Source organism: Virgibacillus sp. DJP39 (genome assembly GCF_049310925.1).
Taxonomy (GTDB): domain Bacteria; phylum Bacillota; class Bacilli; order Bacillales; family Amphibacillaceae; genus Virgibacillus_F.
In genome coordinates this window covers 1-12,297 of record NZ_JBMERP010000037.1, presented here as the reverse complement: position 1 = coordinate 12,297, position 12,297 = coordinate 1, and the positions used below count along the sequence as shown (strand labels likewise).

General features: G+C 41.2%; 10 protein-coding genes and 1 pseudogene. All 11 read left to right on the top strand.

Annotation, left to right across the window (positions count from 1 at the left end; all coding sequences use genetic code 11):
- The first annotated feature begins 9 nt into the window (after positions 1 to 9).
- Complete coding sequence (locus ACOI1D_RS12710; RefSeq protein WP_422501662.1) at positions 10 to 441, top strand: HK97-gp10 family putative phage morphogenesis protein; 432 nt, start codon at positions 10 to 12, stop codon at positions 439 to 441.
- 18 nt (positions 442 to 459) lie between these two features.
- On the top strand, positions 460 to 807 hold the full coding sequence (locus ACOI1D_RS12705) for a hypothetical protein (protein WP_422501661.1): 348 nt from the start codon (positions 460 to 462) through the stop codon (positions 805 to 807).
- Between the two features lie 49 nt (positions 808 to 856).
- A pseudogene (locus tag ACOI1D_RS12700) lies at positions 857 to 1,432 on the top strand (major tail protein); the annotation flags it as partial.
- Positions 1,433 to 1,758: 326 nt separating this feature from the next.
- Positions 1,759 to 2,187, top strand: a complete 429-nt coding sequence (locus ACOI1D_RS12695) for a hypothetical protein (protein ID WP_422501660.1) — start codon at positions 1,759 to 1,761, stop codon at positions 2,185 to 2,187.
- A gap of 342 nt (positions 2,188 to 2,529) precedes the next feature.
- A complete protein-coding gene (locus tag ACOI1D_RS12690) occupies positions 2,530 to 5,130 on the top strand; it encodes a phage tail tape measure protein (protein WP_422501659.1) in 2,601 nt (866 codons plus the stop codon).
- A 29-nt stretch (positions 5,131 to 5,159) separates the two neighbouring features.
- Positions 5,160 to 6,317, top strand: coding sequence for a hypothetical protein (locus ACOI1D_RS12685; protein ID WP_422501658.1), 1,158 nt, complete (start codon positions 5,160 to 5,162; stop codon positions 6,315 to 6,317).
- A 1-nt stretch (position 6,318) separates the two neighbouring features.
- Complete coding sequence (locus ACOI1D_RS12680) at positions 6,319 to 7,380, top strand: hypothetical protein (RefSeq protein ID WP_422501657.1); 1,062 nt, start codon at positions 6,319 to 6,321, stop codon at positions 7,378 to 7,380.
- A 102-nt stretch (positions 7,381 to 7,482) separates the two neighbouring features.
- Complete coding sequence (locus ACOI1D_RS12675) at positions 7,483 to 7,911, top strand: phage holin family protein (RefSeq protein ID WP_422501690.1); 429 nt, start codon at positions 7,483 to 7,485, stop codon at positions 7,909 to 7,911.
- Complete coding sequence (locus ACOI1D_RS12670; RefSeq protein ID WP_422501656.1) at positions 7,895 to 8,872, top strand: N-acetylmuramoyl-L-alanine amidase; 978 nt, start codon at positions 7,895 to 7,897, stop codon at positions 8,870 to 8,872. Before ACOI1D_RS12675 ends, ACOI1D_RS12670 begins: the two co-directional genes overlap by 17 nt.
- Before the next feature lie 309 nt (positions 8,873 to 9,181).
- Positions 9,182 to 10,783, top strand: coding sequence for a recombinase family protein (locus tag ACOI1D_RS12665; RefSeq protein WP_422501655.1), 1,602 nt, complete (start codon positions 9,182 to 9,184; stop codon positions 10,781 to 10,783).
- 6 nt (positions 10,784 to 10,789) lie between these two features.
- The coding region (locus ACOI1D_RS12660; RefSeq protein ID WP_422501654.1) for a recombinase family protein at positions 10,790 to 12,297 on the top strand (1,508 nt) is incomplete at its 3' end.

The window sequence follows — 12,297 nt, the reverse complement described above, 5'->3', positions numbered from 1 at the left end:
TGATTTATTTTGGCAAAAGGGTCCTTTAAAATGCCAGAGGAGTTTCTGTTGAAAGTATCTACGCTGGCAAATAAGACGGATGAAATCATTCCTATCGTTTTACAAGAAGGTGGCGAGGTGGTGAAAGCCAGGGTCAAATCGAATCTGCAAGCAGTGGTTGGAAGTAATACGAAAATAGAAAGCCGATCGACTGGGGAGCTAGTCGGTGCCTTAGGTATAACCCCTGCGGGAGTGGATAGAAAAGGTGACTATAACGTGAAAGTCGGATTTGATGAACCAAGAAGCGATGGGTTATCGAATGCCATGCTTGCTAACATTCTTGAATACGGAAAAGCAGGGCAGCCACCTCAACCATTTTTAAAACCTGCCAAAAATGCGAGTCGGAGGGCTTGTATTAAAGCGATGGAACAAAAGCTAGATCAAGAGATTAATAAACTGTAATCAGGAAGGAGGCAGAGGGTGAGTGAATACAACAGCATATTAAATGATATAAAAACGGTTTTAAATCAACTAGGCATTCCGATTGAAACAGGTATTTTCAGTAAAGCAGCACCAAAAGAATATATAGTCATCACAGCCATGAATGACCTCTTTGAGTTGTATGCTGACAATCTGCCTCTGCATGAGATACAGGAATCTCGAGTCTCGCTTTTCACCAAGCATAATTACATGGCAAGAAAAAACGTGATGGTGAGTTTACTGCAAGCAGCTGATTTTACCATTACTGACCGGCGGTATATGGGTCTGGAAAGAGATACTGGTTTTCACCACTTTGTCATTGATGTGGCAAAGGACTATGAAACCTAAGATGTAAACAGCGATGATGCTAAATTTTAATAGAAAGGGAGAATACATGATGGCAACGATAGGACTTGATAGTTTGTACTATGCCAACATCACAGAAGATGGAAATGGCGTGGAAAGTTACGGAGTTCCGAACGTACTGGCAAAGGCAATGACAGCTGAACTAAGTGTGGAGCTGATTGAAGCCATTTTATATGCCGATGATGGAGCATCTGAGGTAGTAAAAGAATTTAAGAGTGGAACATTAAGTCTTGGCATTGATGACATAGGAGCCTTGGTAGCCCAAGATTTAACAGGTAGTAAAGTAGACAGTAACAATGTAGTAGTATCGCGAAGTGAAGATGGAGGAAATCCTGTAGCCATTGGCTTTCGAGCTAAGAAGGCGAATGGAAAGTACCGCTATTTTTGGCTGTATCGTGTGATCTTCAGCATTCCTACTACTAGCCTTGCTACCAAAGGTGATTCGATTACCTTCAGTAGTCCAACTATAGAAGGAACCGTTTTTAGACGAAATAAGCTAGATGCAGAAAACAAACATCCTTGGAAGGCAGAGGTGACAGGAGGAGATACCGGCGTTGCAGCTTCAACCATTACCGGATGGTTCAGCACGGTGTATGAACCTGATTTCACACCATTGGAACCGCTCATCACCATCACGACTCAGCCCGATGATGTAACGGAAGTCATGGAAGGCAGTATTTCTGGTAGCCTATCCGTTGCAGCAAGCATTAACACCAGCAATCCAATCACCTATCAATGGTATGAAAACACGATGGATAGTAGTAGCGGTGGAACGGTTATCAATGGTGAATCGTCTGCAAGCTTTGATATTCCAACCGACCTTATTGCTGGAACCTACTATTATTACTGTGTATTGAGCTCAACTGGAGCAACGGATGAAACGACGACTGTTGCAATGGTAACTGTATCTTAAGCTAGAGAGGATGATGAAAAATGGGAAATGAAAAGGTAGAAGCTACTATACCTTTGGAGATAGATACTGCTGCGGATGAAAGAAGTGCTGTCATCGAAATAGGTGGAGAGGAATATAAGTTGATTTTGACCACCAAGGCAACGAAGGAAATTGCTAAGCGCTATGGTGGTCTTGAGAATCTTGGAAATAAACTGATGAACACGAAGGATTTTGAACTTGCTTTAGATGAGATCGTATGGCTGATTACGTTGCTGTCTAACCAATCGATTCTGATTCATAATCTGAGAAACAAGGATGCAAAGAAAGAGCTGCTAACAGAAGAAGAGATTGAATTATTGACCACACCTTTTGAATTGGCGGAGTACAAGAATGCTATTATGGCCAGCATGATGAAAGGCACCAAACGGCATATAGAGAGTGAACCCTCAAAAAACGAGGAAGTCGGGTAAGCGATGAAGAGCTGTTTATCCGACTACTTTATTATGGCACGGTCCATCTACATCGTCAGGAAGAGGAAGCGTGGCTTTTGCCGCTCGGGTATCTAATGGATTTGTGGGAATGCCATAAACAATTTACTGGAATGGCCAAACCGATGGAGGATTTATCGATTGATGATGTGATTCCGGTGGGGATATAGACTAAAAAGTTTGTAACAAAAAGACTCAATATATAACAATTCGAATGTTATATCTGAAATTTAAATGTTACATTAAATAATTTTATAAATAAGGTTCGAAGGCTTGCTGAATCGCAGGTCTTTTTTTATGCCCAAAAAGAGAGGGGGTGGAAACATGGCAGATAATTTTGGACTGAAGATTGGCGTTGAAGGTGAGAAGGAGTTTAAGAATTCCCTAAGAGATATCAATCGGAACTTTAAGGTATTAGGCAGTGAAATGAATCTAGTAACCTCTCAATTTGATAAGCAAGATAAATCGATTGAGGCCCTTACGTCCAGAAACGAAGTGTTAAATAAAGAGGTTGATGCGCAAAAAAATAAAATGGGTACGTTAGAAGCAGCACTTAAAAATGCAGCTGATTCCTTTGGCGAGACGGATAGACGTACTCAAAATTGGCAGATTCAACTCAATAACGCTAAGTCCGAATTGATCAAGATGGAGCGAGAAGTCGATAAAAATAATCAAACGATTGATGAAATGGGAGAGAGCTTTACTGCTGCCGAAGGTGAAGTTGAAGAATTTGCTGATGAAGTAGAGAAAGCAGCGGACCAAACAGAAAATGCATCGGATCGCTTCGGGAAATTGGGAGGCGCCTTAAAAGGAATCGGTGTGACTATCGGCGCAGCAGTAGCGGCAATTGGAACTGCGGCTATTGCTACTGGAGCAAGCCTAATCAAACTTGGTGATGAGTACAATATGGCAGTCAACCAGATCTCTGCATCGACGGGTGCAACAGGTACCGAACTTGAGGAGTTAGGGGAGATTGCTCAAAACGTGTACAAGCATAATTTTGGTGCCAACCTGGAAGATGTTGCAGGAGGCATTTCAGAAGTGAAAAAGGTGACCGGACTCATGGGTGAAGAGCTTGAAAAAGCCACCGAGTCCGGTTTTGCTTTGAGAGATACCTTTGGTTTTGAAATACAGGAATCGGCTAGAACAGCTAGCGCTCTAATGAAAAACTTCGGTATATCCTCAGATGAAGCCTATAACATCATGGCAACAGGCGCTCAAAATGGTGCTGATAAAAACGGAGATTTGTTAGATACGCTCAATGAATACTCAGTGCAATATTCCTCTCTTGGATTGAGTGCGGATGAATTTATCACAGGACTAATCGGTGGTGCGGAAAGCGGTGCTTTTAGCATTGATAAGGTAGGGGATGCCGTTAAGGAGTTTACTATTCGAGCAAAAGACGGAAGTAAAACAAGTATGGAAGCCTTCAGTGCCCTGGGTCTTAATGCGGAAGAAATGACAAGTAAGTTTGCTCAGGGCGGTGAAACAGCAAATGATGCTTTTTATAGTGTCGTTGAAAGGTTACAAGAAATGGAAGATCCTATATTAAAAAATGCTGTTGGGGTACAGCTATTTGGTACGCAGTTTGAAGATTTGGGGGCAAATGTTTTACCGGTTCTTGCCAGCATGAAGGACAGTACGATTGCCAGCGTTGATGCTTTATCTCAAATAACGGAGGTTAAATACGATAATTTGACCGATGGGGTTGAAGGTGTGAAACGCTCGTTGCAAGGTGTGTTCTTACCAGCAGTCAGTGAAGTTTCTTCTGGAATCACTGGTTTATTCTCAAACCTTTCAAATGGCATTAATGCGGCTGATGGAGATTTCGAGCAAATCGCTGCGGTCATTGGGGAGACAGTTTCGGGTATTACCGATATTATCGCAGAGCAGCTACCACAATTAGTCACCTTGGCCCTTCAAATTGTCATGTCCATTGCCGGTGCCATTATCGAAAACCTTCCATTGATTATTGATTCAGCCATGCAGATTGTCACGACACTGCTTCAAGGACTTATCGAGGCCTTGCCTCAAATTACAGAAGGAGCACTTTATCTTGTACTTACTTTAGTAGATGGCATTATTACCAACCTCCCTTCATTGATTGAAGCGGCGCTGACGATGATCGTGACTCTAGCTACTGGAATTGGTGAAGCCTTGCCAAATCTCATTCCATCGATTGTACAAGCTATCATTTTAATCGTACAAACACTAATAAACAATCTTGATATGGTGTTGGAGGCAGCATTTAAAATTATTGAAGGTTTAGCATTGGGGATTATAAATGCCCTTCCTAGATTAATAGAAGCTCTTCCTACAATCATTTCGACGATTATTAATTTTATTGTAGGAAGCTTACCCAAGATTATCGAGATGGGGATTAAGTTGATCTATCAATTAGCAGCCGGTCTTGTTCAGGCCATTCCTCAACTAGTGGCGAAGTTGCCACAGATTGTTTCTGCTCTTCTCATCGGTATTGGAAAAGCAGCCCTTTCCATTGATTCTATTGGTATTGATATTGTCCGAGGACTCTGGGGCGGAATATCTTCCATGGTTGGTTGGATAAAAAATAAGGTTAGTGGCTTTGTTGGGGGCATTGTCAGTAATGTGAAAGGCGTTCTTGGAATTCGGTCCCCTTCTAAGGTTTTTGCTGGAATCGGTGGGAACATGGGTGAAGGTATTGGAGAAGGATTCATGGGTGCCATGGGTAAAGTGGAAAAAGATATGGAAGGTGCGATTCCGACTGACTTTGATCTTGATCTGAATAGTGAAGTTCGAACTACAGCAAAAGGGGCCAATGGGTCGTTATTAGATGTAACGATTCCACTTAGTATTGACGGAACGGTATTAACTCGAATCATCGCCCAGCTTCAGTGGAACCAGAACACGGTAACGGTTAGAAACTTAGGGGTGGCTGGTTCATAAGCCGGAGTAAAAAGGAGGGCAGATAAGCCATGATAAACATTTATTCAGGAAACACCTTATTACAGACGATTCAAAAGGTGATGTCAGCCAATATAAGAGAAACGCTGGAGGGAGAATTCAGCCTATCCTTTACGGTCTTGGCTAAGTCTGCCCTTGCTTTAAAGACGAAACAGCGGGCCAAACTTAACGACCAGTACTTTGAAATCGTACAGATGAACAAATCGATTCAAGGCAGTTTTCCAGTCTGTTCCGTAACTTGTGAACATGTATCTTACATTTTAAATGATGTTATTTATAAAATAGATAACTTTGATTTCACAGGAGACCCGACTGCAGGACTTAATCAGATTTTAGCAGGGACACCTTTTTCAGCGGGGACAGTAGAGTTTACGGAAAGCTGCACGATGAAAATCAATCAGGAAGTAACAAGAAGGTCAGCCCTTATGCAGTATATTGCAATATTAGGTGGTGAGATTGAATACGATGGCTATCAGATTAACATAAGACAGCATCGGGGTAGTGTGGATTATAAGGAAGTCATGGATACAAAGAACGTTACAGATGTATCGGTTTCCCATGACTCAAGAGAAAATGCATCTTCTTATAACATTTCCTTTTTTAAACTTTTGAGCCTGTCGGTGGGAGATAATGTGCAAATTGTTTTTAACCCCCTAGGAATAAATGTGAAAACCAGGATTATTTCTTTGGAATACAATCCTTTTTATCGTTACAACATTCAGGTGGAAGTTGGGAGATATAGGTCTAGCATTTCCGATACGTTCTACAAGATTGAAAGCTCTATGAACACGGTGGAAAACTCATTAACTCAAGTGGGTAGTTCGGTGGACGGTCTTCAATCACAAGTGTACGATTTGGGAGTTTCTTATACCATTGTCAAAAGTCTAACGATAGATGCTGGGTTTATTAACGTCACTTATGAAGTGGAAAAGGGAGAAACCCATCAATACTTTGCAAAGTACAGCTATACCACGGACAGCGGTGGGAGAATTACTAGTATCGCATTAGAGGATATTTTTTCAGAGCTGTTATTAAAAGAGGTTTCTACTTTACTGGTAGATGCTGCAAGATTTGAAATTACGTATGATGATGGAACAACTGCCAGTTACAACTATTCGACAGATAGCAGTGGCAGAATTACGGGAATTGAAAAGGTGGTGGAGGGATAGTATGAGTTACCATCGGAATTTTAATAATACGTTAGCCATCTGGACTGCTTTTGGTGGCAGGGGTGGCGTCATTCTTCCAATCCCCACCCTGAGTTGGCAAAAGAAAACGTATAGTAGTTTTGGCTATACCCAATATAACAGTGAAAAGCAAATTAATGTCTATGATAATGGAGATGCAAAGATTGCCGTCTATCATGCAAAAACGCCGTATATGTCCTACTACAATCAAACGACCGATCAATGGACAGTGGTAGATGTTCCTTGGTGGGGATATGGCGAACCAGAAATCCTTTATGCAGGTGGGGGTGTGTTTTTAGCTAAGATCACCGGATTAGCAAATATCATCGCTTCTTTTGATGGCATTACCTGGCATAATGCCGGTTACTGCGAAAATGCACAGAATGCCATGACTACCGGTGCTTATGATACAAATACGGGATCCGGAGTGGTGAGCTGGTGGTACTATAAGTCTCCCGTTTACTATACTTTTGATTCGTTAACGGAAAGAACAGCCTGGACATTGGTTGGATCTGATGGGACATCGGTTCCGATCTTTAAGTACTTAACAACGCATAAAGGAAATTTTGTCGGCGTAGTAGGTGGCGATAAGTCGATTGCAATGGCTAGCTCATCCAGTCCAGGTTCTTGGACTACTACAGTTCCTGAAGATTTAAATGGCACTTCCTATATGTTTATTCGGTCTATCAACGACAAGATCTTTGTACTGAAACACCGTTATGTCAGCGGAGTCTATCATGTAAGTCTTTGTGTGATGAATGACAGTGCCACCGAGCTAACAGAAACGAACCTATCTCATGTTGGTGATCTTGCTGATAATAATATTCCAAATCCACAGAATATCATTTGGATGGCAGATTGGGGAAAATACGCACTCCTGAATGAAAGCATGCTCTATGTTTCATCAGATGGTCTGACTTGGGAAGGTGTCGAACAACCAGGATTTACAACATCTCAGTATGACACCTTTGGAGGCGCGATCTATGTTCCGGGGGATGGGTTCTATGTGAAGGCTAGTGGGTTTGTGTATTATGCTCCGTATTAAAAAGCAATAACTAAGAAAATCCAGGCGCTTTGTGACCTTCGTAGTCACAGGTGTCTTTTTTATATAACTAAAACTGAATAGAGAGTAGGGGAAAACATGGCAATAAGGGAACTTTGGGTATATGCGCAAACGGTTATTGTAGCTATGGGTGGATGGTTGGGTTGGCTTCTTGGCGGTCTTGACGGCTTCTTATATGCACTTATTACTTTTGTAATTGTAGACTACGTCACAGGAATTATGGTTGCAATTATCAATCGAGAACTTGCAAGCAATATCGGTGCTAGAGGCATCTTCAAAAAGATACTTATTTTTATTATGGTAGGTATCGCACATATCATTGATAGTCGAATTATTGGTGACGGTAGTGCTATTCGCACAGCAGTCATCTTTTTTTATCTCTCAAATGAAGGCATTAGTATTATCGAAAATGCCTCAAGGATTGGACTCCCAATCCCACAGAAGCTTCAAGCTGTATTGGCACAATTGAACGGAAAAGCAAAGGAGGAAGGTAAAAATGGAACTAAATACTAAATATATGACTAGGAACGATTGCTATAAAGCGGGCAGGAAAATCAATCCTAAAGGAATCATGGTCCATTCCACAGCAACCCCTGGGGTAATGGCGGCAGACTGGTTTAATCGTTGGAACAAATCATACCAAGCACGGGAAACAAGCAGGCAGGTTTGTGTTCATGCCTTTTTGGATGATAAGGAAGTTTGGCAGTACTTACCTTGGAATCATCGGGGTTGGCATGCTGGTGGAGGGGCCAACAATACCCATATTGGTTTTGAAATTTGTGAGCCAGGGGGTTTTTCTTACGGGAGAGGCTCGACGATGGTTGGTTATGATATCAAGAAGAATGAGGGTTATTTTAGAAAGGCGTGGCAAAATGCAGTGGATCTTTGCGTAGTGCTGTGTAAAGAGTATGGTCTTAATGAACGTGATATTATATGCCATTCGGAAGGGAATAAGAAGGGAATTGCGAGTAACCATGCCGATGTAATGCATTGGTTCCCTAAGCATGGCGAGGATATGGATTCCTTCCGTGCTGCGGTTCGAAAGGCTTTAAATGAAATAAATACACCTTCTAACTTATCAACTGGCATTAAGGTTGGTGATGTGGTGGCAATTAAAGCGTCAGTAGATAAGTATTATCCGGGTGGAGCAAATATTCCTAACTGGGTAAAACAAGATACTTATCATAAAGTGACTCAGGTTGTTTCAGATGGTACTCCAGTTGTTAAAGGTGGCAAAGCTTGTGTTCTTTTAGGGAAAAAGGTAGATAAGAAAAGTGGTAAAGAATCTGCGGGTATTATGAGTTGGATTAATATAGGAGCTTTAACCGTTATCACTCAATCTACTAAAAATGAAAAGGCGACAAACAAATACTATCGAGTACAAGTTGGAGCTTTCTCGAAAAAGGAAAATGCAGAAGAAATGATAGAAAAAGTGAAGAAAGCTGGGTTTGAAGGTTATATTAAGCATGATTAAAATATGAACAGGTGACTGAATTGTTTGCACTTATTTGTCCGCTTTTAAATTTATGAGCGGACTTTTAGGTGCTTTTTTAATGTCAGTACGAGATGCATAAGAGCTATTAAACAGCATGAAATTTGCACCTCTTTTTATCCCCTTAATTACTTGCTATTAGGATGAAATTAAGTGATATATACAATAACAAAAAAAGCTGAAGAACCTTGATACCAAGCGTCTTCAGCAGAATATTTTTTGATGACCTTGATTGAATAGAAGGGTCCAGGTGTTACGAAAAAGAGCTAAAATATTGAAAGGAGGTAAAACATGGCAGAAGCATTATTTGGTTCATTTGGACAAAGTGCAGGTGGCCTTTCATTAATGGATCCACCAGCAGAACAACCTAAGAAATTAAGAGTGGCTGCATATGTACGAGTCAGCAGTCTTTCAGATGAACAAGAAGGATCATTTGATAACCAAAAAACACACTATACTCAATTGATCCGATCAACACCAGGTTGGAAGATGGTAGATATATATGTGGACCAAGGACGAACAGGAACCTCGATGGCCAAGCGACCTGGGTTTAATCGATTGGTCCGACACGCTACTGAGAAAAAAATTGATATTATCCTTTGTAAGTCGGTGTCCAGATTTGCACGGAATGTAATTGATGCCATTAACACGATTCGAGAACTAACCGAGCTTGGAGTTCGAATTATTTTTGACAAAGAAAATATTGATACAGGCGATATGGCGAGTGAGTTTATCCTCACCATGTTATCTGCAACAGCCCAGGAAGAGAGCCGAAGCATTTCAGAAAATATCAACTGGGCTCTAGCTAAACGGTTTGAAAGAGGTGAACCAGTCTTTGTTAGAAAGCTAGGCTACCAAAAGAATGAACAAAAAGAATGGATCATCATAGAAGAAGAAGCGCACATTGTTCGAGAAGCGTTTGAAGAAGCATTGAATGGAAAGACACCTTCTCAAATTGCTAAGCAATTTATAAAAAAGAAATATAAGAAAACCAACGGGAGAACAGACTGGTCTTCCACTACAGTTCGGTTGATACTACTCAATCGAGACTACACGGGAGATGTAGTTTGCCAGAAATTCTATACAGAATGTCACCTTTCACATAAGAGAGTGGTAAATGACGGAGAGAGAAATCAATATTTTTTAAAAAACCATCATGAGCTAATTGTCAGTAGAGACACATTCGAAGCTGCCCAACGAGAACTAGAGAGACGTAAAAAACCAAATCGAAACACAAAGGTGAACAGATACCCACTTTCCAGCCGGATTCAATGTGGGAAATGTGGAGGTAATTTACACCGATTTATTTGTCGAGGGGTTGTTAGATGGCGGTGTGAGAATAACGTAAAAAGTAAAGAACTGTGTACCATGCGAAGCATTAAAGAAGAGGTGATTAGGGAAGCCATGCAAGAAGCGTTTCTCGAGCGTTACCGGATAGCAAGATTCATGTACGACATGGAGAGAATGTATAAGGATTTGACAAGGGCTGTAGCTGCACGGGACTTCTCTTACAACAGACTTCGATTGGATTTAGAACGAATTTTATTAGAAGAGAATATTACACTCATTAATGCTAATGGCTCTGAAGCAGATAATACAAATGATAAACTTGAGCAACTGAAATCGAAAAGAACATCGATTGAAAAAGAACTAAAGATAAAGGAAGAATGGTGGGAGCTACTGGATCAGGATTTTGCATATCGGGAAGAAGCGAAAACAAAGCTCGAGGAATTAGATGCATTGAGGGATCCAGCATCACCATTACAAAAAGAACTTCAAAATATTTCATTTTTAAGGGCATGGGTGGTGCGTGTAAAAGCAATCACACCAATGTCCTTTAGTATGCAATGGATTGATGATAAGGAAACAATAATCGAGTTGAGAAAGGAGTAAGAAAACATGAGTGGACACCAAAGTTCATCAAGGGTACGGATTATCCCAGCGAAAGCCAGAACAGGCCGGACAGAAGCAAATCCAGATGGGCAAAAGAAACGGATTGCGGTCTATGCCCGAGTATCCACTGTCTCAGAAATGCAGGCAAGCAGTTATGACCTCCAAGTGGCTCATTACAAAGATTATGTAAGTAAGAACCCGTCTTGGATACTAACTGATGTATATGCGGATGAAGGGATATCAGGAACCTCAACGAAAAATCGGACAGAATTTAATCGAATGATTCAAGACTGTAAAGAAGGCCAGGTTGATTATATTTTAACTAAGTCGATCAGTCGCTTCGCGCGTAACACTCTTGACTGCATATCAATTATTAGGTTTTTGAAGAGCTTAAAACCAGCGGTTGGGGTGTTTTTTGAAAAAGAGAATATTGACACACTGGATTCAAAGTCAGAGCTATTCTTAACCATTTTATCCTCGATGGCACAGGAAGAAAGCCGTAGCGTAAGTGAAAATACGAAATGGGGAGTACAGAAGCGATTTCAACAAGGGATTGTTCACATACCAACCACGTACTTCTTGGGCTATGAAACAACCGAAGATGGAGAAATAATCATCAATGAGGAACAGTCAGAGGTGGTAAGGAGAATTTTTCGGGAGTTTTTAGAAGGGAAAGGGTGTCCAAGCATTGCAAAAGATTTAATGAGAGATGGATTAAAGACAGGAAAGGGAAATACAAAGTGGACGGGAGATTCGGTTTATAAGATCTTGAGACAAGAGAAGTACCAAGGACACTGTTTAGCACAGAAATCAGTCACGCTCGATTTTTTATCTCACAAAAGAGTTCGCAACACAGATATTCAACCACAGTATTTTGTGAAGAACACCCACCCAGCGATTATCAGCGAAGAAACCTTTGAAGCAGCTCAACAAGAAATGAAACGACGGAGTTTGATGATGCGGGACCCGGACAACAAATATCGACAGCACTATAGTGGAATTAGCCCATTTTCCAACCAGTATTTTTGCGGCGAATGTGGAAGGCCGGTTATACGAAGACGGCTGACTTCAAGCAGGAAAGGTGAGAAGTATTACATTTCTGCTTGGCAATGCCGAGTTACCGCAGGGCGAGATCCAGACTATATGGATTGTAAAACAAGCTATATTCAAGAGACAGACCTTGAGAATGCATTTATGAAAATAATGAGTGAGATGAAAGACAATTTAGAAGAGGTGATAGAAGAAGCTCAACGAGCCATCGAAAAAGCATCCCTCTTGCCACCGGAACAACTGCGGCTGGAGGAGTTGAATACACAAATAGAAGCCATAGCCGATCGCATTAGTGACCTGGCTGCAAAAGAATCCGCAACAGCCGACGCCATTTACGATGCAACACTAAGGCACTTAATTTACGAACAAGAAATTCTCCAACAGGAGCAGGATAGCCTGGAGGAAAACATGCAAGAACAGCTATATTTAGAAAAACAACTACAAACTCTCCTAGACTTACTAGA

Excerpts from the sequence above, each read along its gene's own strand:
- ACOI1D_RS12670 (WP_422501656.1), top strand. The coding sequence starts at position 7,895 with ATGGAACTAAATACTAAATATATGACTAGGAACGATTGCTATAAAGCG.
- ACOI1D_RS12665 (WP_422501655.1), top strand. The coding sequence starts at position 9,182 with ATGGCAGAAGCATTATTTGGTTCATTTGGACAAAGTGCAGGTGGCCTT.
- ACOI1D_RS12685 (WP_422501658.1), top strand. The coding sequence starts at position 5,160 with ATGATAAACATTTATTCAGGAAACACCTTATTACAGACGATTCAAAAG.
- ACOI1D_RS12695 (WP_422501660.1), top strand. The coding sequence starts at position 1,759 with ATGGGAAATGAAAAGGTAGAAGCTACTATACCTTTGGAGATAGATACT.
- ACOI1D_RS12680 (WP_422501657.1), top strand. The coding sequence starts at position 6,319 with ATGAGTTACCATCGGAATTTTAATAATACGTTAGCCATCTGGACTGCT.
- ACOI1D_RS12690 (WP_422501659.1), top strand. The coding sequence starts at position 2,530 with ATGGCAGATAATTTTGGACTGAAGATTGGCGTTGAAGGTGAGAAGGAG.